Below are 14,537 nucleotides of genomic sequence, written 5' to 3'. Positions count from 1 at the left end.
CATTGCCGTGGATCAGGCGCTGATCCTGGCTTGGGTCGCGAGGCGATTGATCGCCCGCTCCAGCTCTTCCAGCGCCGCCACGGCTTTGGGATCGCCCTGTTTGAGCAGGGTTTCACTGCGCTGACAGGCCGCGCGTAATTGTGGGACGCCGCAATACCGGGTCGCGCCGTGCAGGCGATGCACGCGCTCGATCAATGCGTTCTGATCACGCGCTTCACTGGCGGCGCGAATCGCTTCGCGGTCGGCTTCCAGCGAGGCGAGCAGCATGGCCAACATGTCCGCCGCCAGATCGGCCTTGCCGGCGGCCAGACGCAGGCCTTCTTCGTGGTCGAGCACCGGCAACTCATTGGCGCCCGCCGCGCTGTCGCTGGCCCGCTCCGTCCCCTGATTGCGCAAGGCCAGACCGGTCCATTTCAGCACCACTTGCGCCAGTTGCCGTTCGCTGATCGGTTTGGTCAGGTAGTCATCCATGCCGCTTTGCAGCAGGGCGCGTTTTTCGTTGGCCATGGCGTGGGCGGTGAGGGCGACGATCGGCAGCGGCGTGCAATGCCGTTCGCTTTCCCACTGGCGGATGGTTTCGGTGGTCTGGCGTCCGTCCATGCCCGGCATCTGCACGTCCATCAGCACCAGATCGAAGGACTCGCTCTGCACCGCTTTGACCGCCGCGTAGCCGCTTTCCACCGCAAGCACCTTGGCGCCCATGTCTTCGAGCAGCGTCTGCACCAGCAACAGGTTGGCCGGGTTGTCGTCGACGCACAGCACTTTCGGTGCGCGACTCGACAGCGGTTCGCCCGGCTCGTTGCGCGGCTGGCGCGGATTGGCCAGATCCGCCAGCGCCCGACGCAATTTGCGCGTGCAGGCCGGTTTGGCCTGGAGCTGGCTGTGTGGGTTGGGCACCGAGAGATGGAACAGCGTCTGTTCGGTGGTCGGGCACAGCACCAGCACTTTGCAACCCAGGTGTTCCAGATCCCAGATGTGCTGGTTCAGGCGCTCCGGGAGCATGTCGTTGCTGGTGATGCCGAGCACCGCAAGGTCGATGGCCTGATCGGTCTGGTGCGCGCCGGTGACACCGTTGGTCAGGCTCTCCAAGGTATTGAACGGCGTGACGTCGAGGCCGCAGTCTTCCAATTGATGCTGCAGCGCCTGACGCGCCAGTTCGTGATTTTCCAGCACCGCCACACGCCGGCCGAGCAGCGGCGGGGCGGGCAGGTCTTCGCTGTCGTCGCGGGCTTTCGGCAGGCTCAGGCTGATCCAGAACTCCGAGCCTTCGCCCGGGGTGCTGTCGACGCCGATTTCGCCGCCCATCTGTTCGATCAGGCGCTTGGAAATCACCAGCCCCAGACCGGTTCCGCCGGGCTGGCGCGACAGCGAGTTGTCGGCCTGACTGAAGGCCTGGAACAACGCGCGCACATCCTGACTCGACAGGCCGATGCCGGTGTCCTGAATGCTGATGCGCAACTGCACGCTGTCTTCATGCTCTTCTTCAAGCATGGCGCGGGCGACGATGGTGCCTTCGCGGGTGAATTTGATCGCATTGCTGACCAGGTTGGTGAGGATCTGTTTCAGGCGCAGCGGATCGCCGACCAGCGACAGCGGCGTGTCGCGATAGACCAGACTCACCAGCTCCAACTGCTTGGCGTGGGCCGCCGGCGCCAGAATCGTCAGAGTGTCCTGCAACAGGTCGCGCAGGTTGAACGGGATATGGTCGAGCACCAGTTTGCCGGCCTCGATCTTCGAGAAGTCGAGGATCTCGTTGATGATCCCGAGCAGGCTGTCGGCAGACTTTTCGATAGTGCCCAGATAGTCGAGCTGGCGCGGCGTCAATTCGCTTTTCTGCAACAGATGCGTGAAACCGAGAATGCCGTTGAGCGGGGTGCGGATCTCGTGGCTCATGTTGGCGAGGAACTCGGATTTGATCCGGCTCGCTTCCAGTGCCTCTTTGCGCGCCAGATCCAGTTCGATGTTCTGGATCTCGATGGTTTCCAGATTCTGCCGCACGTCTTCGGTGGCCTGATCGACGCTGTGCTGCAGTTCTTCGCGAGCGTTCTGCAGCGTGCCGGCCATACGGTTGATGCCCGAGGCCAATTCGTCCAGCTCCTGACTGCCGAGCGGTGGCAGACGGGTTTCCAGATGACCGTCCTTGAGCTGGGCGACCGCGTGTTTGATCTGGCTCAGCGGGCGGTTGATGGTGCGGCCCATGCGCAACGCGAGCAGGGCCGCGCCGGCCAGGCCAGCGGCGATCAGCAAAAGGCTGGCAAACAGGCTGCGATAACCGCGCAACAGCATGCCGTTGTGCGACAGCTCCAGTTCGACCCAGCCGAGCAGGCGCTCGGACTCTTGCGGGATCACGTCGCCAGCAAGGTTGCGATGCTTGCCGAATACCGGCATCAGATAGCGGGTGGCGTCATTGCCGCTGCGCCGTTGCAGTTGTGCACTGTCGCCGCTGGGCGCCTGATTGAGCATGGTCGGGCCGGCGTGCGCCAGCGGTGTGCGGTCGGGGGCGAGGAAGGTGACGGCGCGCACGTCAGGCTGTTCGAGAGACTGAGTGGCGATGCGTTCGAGCAGATCGGTGTTGCCTTGGCCCATGGCGGGCGCAACCAGCGGCGCCAGTTGCTCGGCGATCATTTCACCGCGCTGCATCAGTTGGGTCTGCAGATCGGACTGTTGCATCCAGGTGAAATAGCCCCCGAGGACCAACGCCATCAGGCTGGTCGGCAACAGGGTCAGCAACAATACGCGACCTTTGATTCCCAGTTTCTTGAGCACACCCATCTCCTGCATCCCGCTGAACTGTTGACTCGCACGTGCATCCGGCACGCGACATGGGCGCAGTGTAGCGATTTGCAGGCAGGCAATCTTCGGAAAAATCATCTCGGCATCGGTCAGCAGGTCACGGTTCGTTTGTCCGGCAGGTCAACCTTGGGTTGCCCGATGGCGGGCAATCTTGAATAATCGGCCAACTGAGAATTATTTGCAGATACTCATGACTCTTGTCTCCATCGATTCGCCACGCATTCTTGCCATCGAGGACGACCCGGTGCTGGGCGCCTACGTTCACGAACATCTGGGCCGCAGCGGTTTTGCGGTGACCTGGTGCCAGAACGGTCAAGAGGGGCTGAACATCGCGCGTCACCAGCCGTTCGACGTGGTGCTGATGGACATTCTGTTGCCGGGGCTCGACGGCCTGAAGGTGCTGACGCAATTGCGTCAAAGCCATTCGACACCGGTGCTGCTCATGTCGGCGCTGGGCGCCGAGGCCGATCGCATCAGCGGCTTTCGTCTGGGCGCCGATGACTACCTGCCCAAACCGTTCAGCATGGCCGAGTTGCATGTGCGGATCGAAGCGATCTTGCGCCGGGTGGCGCTGGATCGGCGCCCGGCAGCCATTGCACCGGCGGCGATCCACGGCGCGCTGCGTTTCGACGACGAACAATGCGAAGTCTTTTATAACGCGCAAGCCGCCGGCCTGACCCGCAGCGAATACCGCTTGCTGGAAATCCTCAATCGCAACGACGAAGAAGTGCTGAGCAAGGCGTTCCTTTATCAGCACGTTTTGCAGCGCGGCTACGCGGCCCACGACCGCAGCCTCGACATGCACATCAGCCAGATCCGCCGCAAACTCAAGGCCATCGGTTACACCGAACGGGAAGTGCGCACGGTGTGGGGCAAGGGTTATGTGCTGAGTGCGTCCGATGAAAGTCTCTGACCTGCCGGGACGGCATTCGCTGTTCTGGAAACTGGCGTGTCTGCTGGTGGCGTTCTGTCTGCTGATGATCTGGCTCAGTTGGTCGTGGGGCCGTTACATGGAGGAGCGCAACCAGTTCCTCTCCGACGAGGCACGCGGCACGCTGAGTCGCTATGCCGGCGAAGCCGAGCGGGCGTGGCAACGCGGCGAGCGTGACGGGGTCGATAACTGGTTGCAGAGCATGGAGCTGCGCGAAGCCGCATGGGTCGGGGTGATCGACCGCAATCTGCAGTCGATGAGTAGCGAGCCGCTGAATGAACAGGAAATCCAGCACCTGACCTTTTTGCGCGGCCTCGACTGGCCGATCCACAAGAAGGGCCGGCCGTGGCTGCGGGTGCCGTTTCCGCTGGACCCGTCTGCCGGCAGTCTGGTGATCGAGTTGCCCGAACGATTCCTGCCGGGGAAATACCGGGTGTTCTGGCGGGTGATCACTAACGGGGTGATTCCGGGGCTGTTCACCTTGCTGCTGTGTGTCGGCCTGTATCGCTTGCTGGTGGTGCCGCTGAACAACCTGCGTGAGCAGGCCAATGCGTGGCGCGCCGATCAATTGAATGTGCGCCTGTCGAGCGGCATCACCCAGCGCCCGGACGAACTCGGCGAGCTGGCGCGGGCTTTCGACTCGATGTCCGAACGCCTGCAATCCACCGTCGCCCTGCAACAGCAACTGCTGCGTGATTTGTCCCACGAGCTGCGCACGCCGTTGAGTCGGCTGCGGGTGGCCAGTGAGAGCGAGCAGGATCTGTTGCAACTGCGCGAACGCATCGGCCGTGAAGTCGACGGCATGCAACGGCTGGTCGAAGACACCCTGCAACTGGCGTGGCTCGACACCGAGCGTGCGCCGTTGCCGGACGAAGCGATCCAGATTCAGGCGCTGTGGGAGATGCTCACCGATAATGCCTGTTATGAAAGCGGCTGGCCGAGCCTGCAATTGCAGTGTGCGGTGCCGGCGTCGTGCTGGGTGCGCGGCAACCTCAATACTTTGGCTCAGGCGTTGGAGAACATTCTGCGCAATGCCATCCGTCATTCGCCCGAGGGCGGCATCGTGCGCCTCGATGGACGGCGTGACGGCGATTACTGGCATTTATGGCTGGAGGATCAGGGCGGCGGCGTGGCCGAGGGCGATCTGCAGCGGATCTTCTCACCCTTCACCCGCCTCGACGGCTCGCGCCCGGGGGATGGCGGGTTTGGACTGGGGCTGAGCATTGCGAGGAATGCGGTGCAGCGTCAGGGCGGGATGTTGTGGGCGGAGAATGCCGGGGCGGGGTTGCGCCTGAATTTGCGCCTGGTGGCTGACGATGATGTCGCATCGACTGATGCTATCGCGAGCAGGCTCGCTCCTGCACTGGAACTCGTTTCGCCGCCGATCGTGTGAACAACGCAGATCTCCTGTAGGAGTGAGCCTGCTCGCGATGGGGAATTTCGCCTCACCGCTGTCAGCCCATGCGGGAGGGTTCGCGTATTTTTGTACGACCTTTCCTAAAGGACTTTATCGACGTTTTAACCCGTCCTTGACCGTTTATTCTCGGGGCTCCGCTCGTCCTCAAGGAACTGGTCATGACTGCAGCTGACATCCCCGGCAATGCCTCCGATAACCGTTTCAATGAAGTACTGGCGCTGATTCAGAACGCCAGGCAGCAAGCCGTGCAGGCAGTAAATATTCAACTGATCGAGTTGTACTGGCAGGTGGGGGGTTACATCAGTCGCAAGATCGCTCGCGCTGAGTGGGGCGATGCGGTGGTTAGGCAACTGGCCGAACATCTGGCTCGAACGCAGCCAGGGCTGCGTGGGTTTACCCGTTCAAACTTGTTCCGCATGTGCCAGTTCTACGAGACTTATCACGCTGAAGAAAAAGTCGCACCACTGGTGCGACAATTGTCTTGGTCTCACAATTTGATCATTTTCAGCCAAAGCAAACGTCCAGAAGAACGCGAGTTCTACGTCCGCATGGCGATTCAGGAAAAGTGGTCAAAGCGCGAACTCGAACGCCAGCTCAAGGCTGCGCTCTTCGAGCGCAGTGTCACCCAGCCAGCAAAGGCTTCTGCTGTCCTCAAACAGACTCATCCCGCTGCGCTCGAAATCTTCCGTGACGCCTACATGGTCGAGTTTCTCGATCTGCCCGGCGTGCACGCCGAAACCGATCTGCATCGAGGTTTGCTGGGGCGACTGAAGGAATTTCTGATCGAGTTGGGGCGCGATTTCTGCTTCGTCGGTTCGGAGTATCCGGTGCAAGTTGGCGGTCGTGATTTCGCCCTTGATCTGCTGTTCTTCCATCGTGGGCTCAACTGTCTTGTCGCCATCGAGCTCAAGGTCGGACGTTTTGAGCCTGAATATCTGGGCAAGCTGAATTTCTACCTTGAAGCGCTGGATCGCGGCGTTCGCAAGCCTCACGAGAATCCGGCCATCGGCGTATTGCTTTGCGCCAGCAAGGAGGACGAGGTAGTCGAATATGCCCTCAATCGCAGCCTGTCTGCGGCACTGATCGCGGAATATCAGGTGCAGTTACCAGACAAACAATTGCTGCAAGCCAAATTGCACGAGTTCTATGCGATGAATGTCGCAGGGCAAGAGGAAGGCTGAGTTCTCTGCTTATTCCCAGAAACCATAAGCACCGCACTTTGCGTGATATGGCCTGCGAACGTTTGCCGGTATGATAGGCGCCCCCGCACGTCTGGATTGCGAATACGCCATGACCCTGCAGTACCCAACCATCGCCGATTGCGTCGGCAACACTCCGCTGGTGCGTTTGCAGCGCCTGCCCGGTGCCACCAGCAACACTCTGTTGCTCAAGCTCGAAGGGAACAACCCGGCGGGTTCGGTCAAGGACCGTCCGGCGCTGTCGATGATCACCCGTGCCGAACTGCGCGGGCAGATTCACGCTGGCGACACATTGATCGAAGCGACCTCGGGCAACACCGGAATTGCGCTGGCCATGGCCGCCGCGATCAAGGGTTACAAGATGATCCTGATCATGCCGGACAACTCCAGCGCCGAGCGCAAGGCGGCGATGACCGCTTACGGTGCCGAGCTGATTCTGGTCAGCCAGGAAGAGGGCATGGAAGGCGCTCGCGATCTCGCCCAGCGGATGGAAGCCGAAGGCCGTGGCAAGGTGCTCGATCAGTTCGCCAACGGCGACAACCCGGAAGCGCACTACACCACCACCGGTCCGGAAATCTGGCGTCAGACCCAGGGCAGCATCACCCATTTCGTCAGTTCGATGGGCACCACCGGCACCATCATGGGCGTCTCGCGCTACTTGAAAGAGCAGAGCGACAGCGTGCAGATCATCGGGCTGCAACCGATGGAAGGCTCGGCCATTCCCGGCATCCGTCGCTGGCCGCAAGAGTACCTGCCGAAGATCTATCAGGCTGACCGCGTCGACCGCATCGTCGACATGGCGCAAAGCGAGGCCGAAGACGTCACCCGGCGTCTGGCCCGCGAAGAAGGCATCTTCTGTGGCGTGTCCTCGGGCGGTGCGGTGGCAGCGATGCTGCGCCTGTCCAAAGAAGTTGAAAACGCGGTGATCGTCGCGATCATCTGCGACCGTGGCGACCGTTATCTGTCGACCGGCATTTTCGACGCGCCCAACTGATGGCCAGGCACGAGAGAGGCCTGCGCTTCCAGCCCACCGGCGGCAGCAAGGCCGCGCAGATCCCGACCGGCAAAAAACAGCGCTTGAGCATCGAGCGCCTGGCCAATGACGGTCGCGGCATCGCGTTTTTCGAAGGCAAAACCTGGTTCGTCCTCGGCGCCCTTGCTGGTGAAGAGGTCGAGGCGCGGGTGCTTGGTGCCCACGGCAAAGTGGTCGAGGCGCGCACCGAGCGCGTGTTCAAGGCCAGCGAGTTGCGTCGCCCGGCCGCCTGCCAGCACGCCGGTCGTTGCGGTGGTTGCAGCGTGCAACATCTGCCCCACACCGAACAGCTTGCCCTGAAACAGCGCATGCTCGCCGAGCAGTTGTCGAAGGTTGCCGGCGTCGCGCCAGAAGAATGGGCAGCGCCATTGACCGGCCCGGAATTCGGCTATCGCCGCCGCGCACGGATTGCCGTGCGCTGGGACATGAAGGCGAAGCAGCTTGAAGTTGGCTTCCGCGCCGCCGGCAGTCAGGACATCGTCGCCATCAATGAATGCCCGGTGCTGGTACAGCCCTTGCAATCGATCATGACCCGTTTGCCGGAGATGCTCCGTCGTTTGAGCAAGCCGCAGGCGCTGGGGCATGTCGAATTGTTCAGTGGTTCGTCGCTGGCGGTGCTGTTGCGCCACATGGCGCCGCTGTCGGAAGCCGACCTGACGATCCTCAAGGATTTCTGCCAGTTCCATGCAGCGCAACTGTGGCTGCATGGCGAAGGCGAGCCGCAACCGGTGGATGCCACGCAGGCGCTGGGTTATCGCCTGGAACAGTGGGGTCTGGATCTGGCCTGGCGGCCGGGGGATTTCATCCAGGTCAACGCCGGGGTCAACGAGGCGATGGTGGCGCAGGCGCTGGACTGGCTCAAGCCGAGCGGTGACGAGCGCGTACTCGACCTGTTCTGCGGTCTGGGCAACTTCGCCTTGCCGCTGGCCAAAAGCGTGCGCGAAGTGGTGGCGGTGGAGGGCGTGCAGGCCATGGTCGACCGTGCCGCCGCGAACGCCGCTAGCAACAATTTGCATAACACAAAGTTTTTTCAAGCCGATTTATCCCAGCCTTTGACCGATGCTCAGTGGATCGGAAACGGCTTTTCTGCGGTACTCTTGGACCCACCGCGTGACGGTGCTTTCGAGGTGGTGCGCAAGCTCGCGACCCTGGGTGCCAAACGGTTGGTCTATGTATCGTGCAACCCTGCAACTCTGGCGCGCGATACGGTCGAATTGATCAAGCAGGGCTACCGGTTAAAACGTGCCGGGATTCTCGATATGTTTCCTCAGACGGCGCATGTCGAGGCCATGGCGTTATTTGAAGCGAGCCAGGAAGGCTCGTCTGAATCCGTCTGACCTGTCCGGGCGGCGCTCGCTTTAGCCCCGCGAGCGCATACGGGCGTTGAGGGTCAGCGATTTGACGCATTGAATCTGCGTCGTAGGGAAGGTAAAGCAGCATGGTACAGGTGAGAGCACACCAGCCGATCAACACCGACGGTAGTATCAATCTCGAGGCTTGGCTCGATCACGCGGTCAGTGTCGACATGGCGCTGGATCGCGAAGCCTTGAAAGAAGCCTGCGAGTTCGCTCGCGAGGCCGAACAGCAGTCCAATGCCAAGAAGAATCTGTGGGCCGAAGGCTCCGGCAGTTTCAGCACGGGACTGGAGATCGCCGAGATCCTCGCCGACCTCAAACTCGATCAGGATTCGCTGGTCGCGGCGGTGCTGTATCGCGGCGTGCGCGAAGGCCAGATCGAGCTCGCGGCCGTCGGCCAGCGCTTCGGCCCGGTGGTGGCCAAGCTGATCGACGGCGTGCAGCGCATGGCGGCGATCAGTGCCAGCCTCAGCCCGCGCCAGTCGATGGTGATGGGCACTCAGGGCCAGGTGGAAAACCTGCGCAAGATGCTCGTGGCGATGGTCGATGACGTTCGCGTCGCGCTGATCAAACTGGCCGAACGTACCTGCGCCATTCGTGCGGTGAAAACCGCCGATGACGAGAAGCGCAACCGCGTCGCCCGGGAAGTTTTCGACATCTATGCGCCGCTCGCGCATCGACTTGGCATCGGTCATATCAAGTGGGAACTGGAGGACTTGTCCTTCCGGTACCTGGAACCCGATCAATACAAACAGATCGCCAAGCTGCTCCATGAGCGGCGGCTGGACCGTGAGCGGTTCATCAGTGATGTGATGACCCAGCTCAAGGACGAATTGCAGGCCACCGGCGTCGACGCCGACATCAGCGGCCGGGCGAAACACATCTATTCGATCTGGCGCAAAATGCAGCGCAAGGGTCTGGAATTCAGCCAGATCTACGACGTGCGTGCGGTGCGCGTGCTGGTGCCGGAAATGCGCGACTGCTACACCGCGCTCGGCATCGTCCACACCCTGTGGCGGCACATCCCGAAGGAATTCGACGACTACATCGCCAACCCGAAAGAGAACGGCTACCGCTCGCTGCACACCGCGGTAATCGGCCCGGAAGGCAAGGTTCTCGAAGTGCAGATCCGTACGCACTCGATGCACGAGGAGGCCGAGCTCGGCGTCTGCGCGCACTGGCGCTACAAGGGCACCGACGTCAAATCCGGCTCCAACCACTATGAAGAGAAAATCTCCTGGTTGCGTCAGGTGCTCGAGTGGCACGAGGAGCTGGGCGATATCGGTGGTCTGGCCGAACAGCTGCGGGTCGATATCGAACCGGATCGGGTGTACATCTTCACCCCCGACGGCCACGCCATCGATTTGCCGAAGGGGGCGACGCCGCTGGACTTTGCCTACCGCGTGCACACCGAAATCGGTCACAACTGCCGTGGCGCGAAGATCAACGGGCGGATCGTGCCGCTCAACTACAGCCTGCAGACCGGTGAACAGGTCGAGATCATCACCAGCAAGCACGGTACGCCGAGCCGCGACTGGCTGAACCCGAACCTGGGCTACGTCACCACCTCGCGGGCGCGGGCGAAAATCGTTCACTGGTTCAAGTTGCAGGCCCGTGACCAGAACGTCGCGGCCGGTAAAACCCTGATCGAGCGCGAACTCAATCGCCTCGGTCTGCCGGCGGTGGATTTCGACAAGCTGGCCGAAAAGGCCAACATGAAAACCGCCGAAGACATGTTCGCCGCCCTCGGTGCCGGCGACCTGCGTCTGGCGCAACTGGTCAACCTCGCGCAGCAACTGGTCGAGCCGGAACGCGGCAACGAACAGCTGGAGCTGATCCCGCGCAAAGCCACTGGCTACAAGCCAGGCAAGCGCGGCGACATTCAGATTCAGGGTGTCGGCAACCTGATGACGCAGATGGCCGGCTGCTGCCAGCCGCTGCCGGGCGACGCGATCGTCGGCTACATCACTCAGGGTCGTGGCGTGAGCATTCACCGTCAGGACTGCGCCTCGGTGCTGCAACTGGCCGGGCGCGAGCCGGAGCGGATCATCCAGGTCAGCTGGGGCCCGGTGCCGGTGCTCACCTATCCGGTGGACATCGTCATCCGCGCCTACGACCGTTCCGGTCTGCTGCGTGACGTCTCGCAGGTGCTGCTCAACGAGCGCATCAACGTGCTGGCGGTCAACACCCGCTCGAACAAGGAAGACAACACCGCGCTGATGTCACTGACCATCGAGATCCCCGGGCTGGATGCGCTGGGACGATTGCTGGGGCGGATCTCGCAGTTGCCGAACATCATCGAGACGCGGCGTAACCGTACTCCCTAACGCGGTCCCCTGTAGGAGCTGCCGCAGGCTGCGATCCTTTGATCTTGAAAACAAAGTCAAAAGATCGCAGCCTGCGACAGCTCCTACAAGGTTGAGTGAGATTCTGTATGTACAGTCTTGAAGACCTGCTCCACCTGATGAACCGCCTGCGCGACCCGCAGTACGGTTGCCCGTGGGACATCAAGCAAACCTACGCGACCATCGTCCCGCACACCCTCGAAGAAGCCTACGAAGTGGCCGACGCCATCGAGCGGGGCGACTTCGATCACTTGCAGGGCGAACTGGGCGATCTGCTGTTTCAGGTGGTTTATTACAGCCAGTTGGCCAAGGAAGAAGGGCGCTTCGAATTCGCCGGGGTGATCGACAGCATCACCCGCAAGCTGATCCGCCGCCATCCGCACGTGTTCCCCACCGGCGATCTGTATGCGCCGCTGGACGTACCACGCTTGAGCGAAGAGCAGGTCAAGCAGCGCTGGGAAGAGATCAAGGCCGAAGAGCGCGCCGAAAAATCTGCCGTGCCCGAGCAACTGTCACTGCTCGATGATGTACCTGCCGCGCTGCCGGCACTGTCGCGTTCGGCCAAGTTGCAAAAGCGTGCCGGGCAGGTCGGTTTCGACTGGCCGGATGCGTTGCCGGTGCTGGACAAAGTGCGCGAAGAGCTCGACGAAGTGCTCGAAGCCATGTCCGAAAACGATCCGCAAGCGGTGGCCGACGAGATCGGCGATCTGCTGTTTTCCGTGGTCAATCTGGCCCGGCACCTGAAGGTCGATCCGGAAACCGCGCTGCGTGGCGCCAACGGCAAGTTCGAACGACGTTTCCGTTTTATCGAACAGGCATTGCGCGACACCCGTCGTCCCATGGAAGATTGCACCCTCGAAGAGTTGGACGCCCTGTGGGGTGAAGCCAAACGTCAGGAAAAGAATTTGCCCAGCTGCGGCTGAGCCGTTGCCCAAGTGAGTAAGCATTAATGAGCCTTTCCCTTCGCGACCAGTTGCTCAAAGCAGGTCTGGTCAACCAAAAGCAGGCCAAGCAGGTCAGCAAAGACAAGCAGAAGCAACAGCGTCTGGCCCACAAAGGGCAGGCCGAGCTGGATGATTCGCAGCAGCGCGCCGCTCAGGAAGCCATGGCCGAGAAGGTCAAGCGCGACCAGGAGCTGAACCGCCAGCAGCAGGAGAAAGCCGAGGCCAAGGCCCGTGCCGCACAGGTCAAGCAGTTGATCGAAGTCTCGCGTCTGCCGAAGCTGACCACTGAGGACTACTACAACTTCGTCGACGACAAGAAGGTCAAGCGCATCTCGGTCAACACGCTGATGCGCAACAAGCTCAGCAGCGGTTCGCTGGCGATCGTGCACCATGCCGGCGGCTACGAAGTGATCCCCCGTGAAGCGGCCCTGAAGATCCAGGAGCGCGACCCGCAGCGCATCGTCCAGCTCAACGTGCAGACTGAAGAGGTCAATGCAGAGGACGATCCGTACGCGGCCTACCAGATCCCTGATGACCTGATGTGGTAAACCGATAAAGCTGTAACAACGACAAACTGTGGCGAGGGAGCTTGCACCTGTGGCGAGGGAGCTTGCTTCCGCTAGACTGCGTAGCAGGCCCCTGCTCTTGAGTTAAAGAACAGGACCGCTCCGCGCCCCCAGCGGGAGCAAGCCCCCTCGCCACAGGTTCAATATTCGCCTAAGCGGATTTCAGATCACGTTGCTGTTCTTGCAGTTCGAGTTCGGCCTTGTAGTTGTGGGCGTCGATCTCGTTGTGGAACATGCCGACCAGCAAGTCTTGTTGATGCACATCCCAGATCCGTACACCGGCGGCTACACCTTCATGGGACATGTGTGAATCGTCGCGTTCAGTTACTTTTACAGTCATCTGCTAGCTCCAAATCTCAAGTTATCTGCAGCAAGGCGTGTGCAGGACTCTTTTATATGATTTGTTAGCTTGCTAGGTAAACGCTTGATTTGCGCAAGGTGTTGTTGCGGTTTTTGCAACAGTGCTGCAGCCCGCGTAATCCGCGACATTCGGTCGCAGGGTGGGAAGTTTCATGACAGAAGTTTCATCTCCTGAGCAAACCGGGATTCCTGTGGGAGCTGGCTTGCCAGCGATAGCAGTGTTTCAGACAACATAGATATTGCCTGTGCTGACGTCATCGCTGGCAAGCCAGCTCCCACAGGGATCGGTGGTGTTTTCGCGACTTTCTACAGGCCAAAAAAACGCCCCGAACCAGTCGGGGCGTTTCATGTGTGGCTCTGCAGCGGGGACTTACTTGCCTTCCCAGCGCTTCAGCACCAGCGTGGCGTTGGTGCCGCCGAAGCCGAAGCTGTTGCTCATCACGGTGTTGATGGTGGCGTTTTCGCGGGTCTTGGTCAGCACCGGCAGATCGGCCACTTCAGGGTCCAGTTCGTCGATGTTGGCGGAGCCGGCGATGAAGTTGCCTTCCATCATCAGCATGCAGTAGATCGCTTCGTGAACGCCGGCGGCGCCCAGGGAGTGACCGGACAGGCTCTTGGTCGAGCTGATCGCAGGAGCCTTGTCGCCGAATACTTCACGCACACCTTTCATTTCCGCGACGTCGCCGACCGGAGTCGAGGTGCCGTGGGTGTTCAGGTAGTCGATTGGGGTGTCGACGGTGGACATTGCCATCTGCATGCAGCGGATCGCGCCTTCGCCACTTGGGGCAACCATGTCGTAGCCGTCGGACGTTGCGCCGTAGCCAACGATTTCGGCGTAGATCTTGGCGCCACGGGCCAGCGCGTGTTCCAGCTCTTCAACCACGACCATGCCGCCACCGCCAGCGATGACGAAACCGTCACGGTCGGCGTCGTAGGCGCGGGAGGCTTGTTCCGGGGTGTCGTTACGCTTGCTGGACAGGGCGCCCATCGCGTCGAACAGGAACGACTGGCTCCAGTGCTCTTCTTCACCGCCACCGGCGAAGACGATGTCCTGCTTGCCCATCTGGATCTGTTCCATGGCGGTACCGATGCAGTGAGCACTGGTGGCGCAGGCAGAAGCGATGGAGTAGTTCAGGCCCTTGATCTTGAACGGCGTGGCCAGGCACGCGGAAACGGTGCTGCTCATGGTCCGCGTTACACGGTATGGGCCAACGCGTTTCACGCCTTTCTCGCGCAGGATGTCCAGCGCTTCCATCTGGTTCAGAGTCGACGCGCCGCCCGAGCCGGCGATCAGGCCGGTACGCGGGTTGGACACCTGCTCTTCGGTCAGGCCGGAGTCAGTGATCGCGTCTTTCATGGCCAGGTAGGCGTAAGCCGCTGCGTGGCCGACGAAACGATAGATCTTGCGATCGATCAGTTCTTCAAGGTTGAGGTCGATGGAGCCGGAAACCTGGCTACGCAGACCCATTTCAGCATATTCCGGGTTGAACCGGATGCCAGGGCGGCTTGCACGCAGGTTAGCGGAGACGGTCTCTTTGTCATTGCCCAGGCACGAAACAATGCCCAGACCAGTGATAACGACGCGGCGCATGCG

General features: G+C 61.2%; 12 protein-coding genes. 8 read left to right on the top strand and 4 right to left on the bottom strand.

Going from position 1 to position 14,537, the window contains the following annotated elements; genetic code table 11:
- Positions 1–12: 12 nt before the first annotated feature.
- Entirely contained in the window at positions 13–2,766 is a 2,754-nt protein-coding gene (locus PMI25_RS07850) for a response regulator (protein WP_007968713.1), read from the bottom strand.
- Positions 2,767–2,983: 217 nt separating this feature from the next.
- Here PMI25_RS07850 and PMI25_RS07845 point away from each other — a divergent pair, with 217 nt between their 5' ends.
- From PMI25_RS07845 to PMI25_RS07810, 8 genes are all read left to right on the top strand, one after another.
- Positions 2,984–3,706 carry a response regulator transcription factor gene (locus PMI25_RS07845; RefSeq protein WP_007968714.1) on the top strand — a complete coding sequence of 241 codons (723 nt, stop codon included), beginning with the start codon at positions 2,984–2,986 and terminating at the stop codon, positions 3,704–3,706.
- Positions 3,693–5,117 carry a sensor histidine kinase gene (locus PMI25_RS07840; RefSeq protein ID WP_007968715.1) on the top strand — a complete coding sequence of 475 codons (1,425 nt, stop codon included), beginning with the start codon at positions 3,693–3,695 and terminating at the stop codon, positions 5,115–5,117. The genes PMI25_RS07845 and PMI25_RS07840 overlap by 14 nt, the downstream gene beginning before the upstream one ends.
- Before the next feature lie 182 nt (positions 5,118–5,299).
- Entirely contained in the window at positions 5,300–6,322 is a 1,023-nt protein-coding gene (locus PMI25_RS07835) for a PDDEXK nuclease domain-containing protein (protein WP_007968716.1), read from the top strand.
- A gap of 109 nt (positions 6,323–6,431) precedes the next feature.
- Positions 6,432–7,334, top strand: coding sequence for a cysteine synthase CysM (gene cysM, locus PMI25_RS07830; protein WP_045122014.1), 903 nt, complete (start codon positions 6,432–6,434; stop codon positions 7,332–7,334).
- A complete protein-coding gene (rlmD, locus tag PMI25_RS07825; RefSeq protein ID WP_007968719.1) occupies positions 7,334–8,710 on the top strand; it encodes a 23S rRNA (uracil(1939)-C(5))-methyltransferase RlmD in 1,377 nt (458 codons plus the stop codon). The genes cysM and rlmD overlap by 1 nt, the downstream gene beginning before the upstream one ends.
- A gap of 101 nt (positions 8,711–8,811) precedes the next feature.
- On the top strand, positions 8,812–11,055 hold the full coding sequence (gene relA / locus PMI25_RS07820; RefSeq protein WP_007968720.1) for a GTP diphosphokinase: 2,244 nt from the start codon (positions 8,812–8,814) through the stop codon (positions 11,053–11,055).
- A 107-nt stretch (positions 11,056–11,162) separates the two neighbouring features.
- Positions 11,163–11,996 carry a nucleoside triphosphate pyrophosphohydrolase gene (gene mazG / locus PMI25_RS07815; protein WP_007968961.1) on the top strand — a complete coding sequence of 278 codons (834 nt, stop codon included), beginning with the start codon at positions 11,163–11,165 and terminating at the stop codon, positions 11,994–11,996.
- Positions 11,997–12,022: 26 nt separating this feature from the next.
- Complete coding sequence (locus PMI25_RS07810) at positions 12,023–12,565, top strand: DUF2058 domain-containing protein (RefSeq protein WP_007968960.1); 543 nt, start codon at positions 12,023–12,025, stop codon at positions 12,563–12,565.
- 169 nt (positions 12,566–12,734) lie between these two features.
- Here PMI25_RS07810 and PMI25_RS07805 read toward each other — a convergent pair whose 3' ends face one another.
- The 3 genes from PMI25_RS07805 to fabB all read right to left on the bottom strand — a co-directional run bounded on the left by PMI25_RS07805 (position 12,735) and on the right by fabB (position 14,534).
- Positions 12,735–12,923 carry a hypothetical protein gene (locus PMI25_RS07805; protein WP_003227153.1) on the bottom strand — a complete coding sequence of 63 codons (189 nt, stop codon included), beginning with the start codon at positions 12,921–12,923 and terminating at the stop codon, positions 12,735–12,737.
- 243 nt (positions 12,924–13,166) lie between these two features.
- On the bottom strand, positions 13,167–13,292 hold the full coding sequence (locus PMI25_RS29760) for a hypothetical protein (protein ID WP_274519321.1): 126 nt from the start codon (positions 13,290–13,292) through the stop codon (positions 13,167–13,169).
- A gap of 21 nt (positions 13,293–13,313) precedes the next feature.
- Positions 13,314–14,534 (bottom strand): beta-ketoacyl-ACP synthase I, encoded by a 1,221-nt coding sequence (fabB, locus tag PMI25_RS07800; RefSeq protein WP_007968959.1) that lies wholly within the window; start codon positions 14,532–14,534, stop codon positions 13,314–13,316.
- Positions 14,535–14,537: the final 3 nt, after the last annotated feature.

The sequence above is a fragment of the Pseudomonas sp. GM30 genome, assembly GCF_000282275.2.
GTDB lineage: Bacteria > Pseudomonadota > Gammaproteobacteria > Pseudomonadales > Pseudomonadaceae > Aquipseudomonas.
The sequence above is the reverse complement of the archived record's forward strand: the minus strand, read 5'-3'. Positions and strand labels throughout refer to the sequence as shown.

What these genes read in the sequence shown, in the direction of transcription:
- relA (WP_007968720.1), top strand. Translation starts at nt 8,812, where the DNA reads ATGGTACAGGTGAGAGCACACCAGCCGATCAACACCGACGGTAGTATC.
- PMI25_RS07805 (WP_003227153.1), bottom strand. Translation starts at nt 12,923, where the DNA reads ATGACTGTAAAAGTAACTGAACGCGACGATTCACACATGTCCCATGAA.
- rlmD (WP_007968719.1), top strand. Translation starts at nt 7,334, where the DNA reads ATGGCCAGGCACGAGAGAGGCCTGCGCTTCCAGCCCACCGGCGGCAGC.
- PMI25_RS07810 (WP_007968960.1), top strand. Translation starts at nt 12,023, where the DNA reads ATGAGCCTTTCCCTTCGCGACCAGTTGCTCAAAGCAGGTCTGGTCAAC.
- mazG (WP_007968961.1), top strand. Translation starts at nt 11,163, where the DNA reads ATGTACAGTCTTGAAGACCTGCTCCACCTGATGAACCGCCTGCGCGAC.
- PMI25_RS07845 (WP_007968714.1), top strand. Translation starts at nt 2,984, where the DNA reads ATGACTCTTGTCTCCATCGATTCGCCACGCATTCTTGCCATCGAGGAC.
- PMI25_RS07840 (WP_007968715.1), top strand. Translation starts at nt 3,693, where the DNA reads ATGAAAGTCTCTGACCTGCCGGGACGGCATTCGCTGTTCTGGAAACTG.
- cysM (WP_045122014.1), top strand. Translation starts at nt 6,432, where the DNA reads ATGACCCTGCAGTACCCAACCATCGCCGATTGCGTCGGCAACACTCCG.
- PMI25_RS07835 (WP_007968716.1), top strand. Translation starts at nt 5,300, where the DNA reads ATGACTGCAGCTGACATCCCCGGCAATGCCTCCGATAACCGTTTCAAT.
- PMI25_RS29760 (WP_274519321.1), bottom strand. Translation starts at nt 13,292, where the DNA reads ATGAAACGCCCCGACTGGTTCGGGGCGTTTTTTTGGCCTGTAGAAAGT.
- fabB (WP_007968959.1), bottom strand. Translation starts at nt 14,534, where the DNA reads ATGCGCCGCGTCGTTATCACTGGTCTGGGCATTGTTTCGTGCCTGGGC.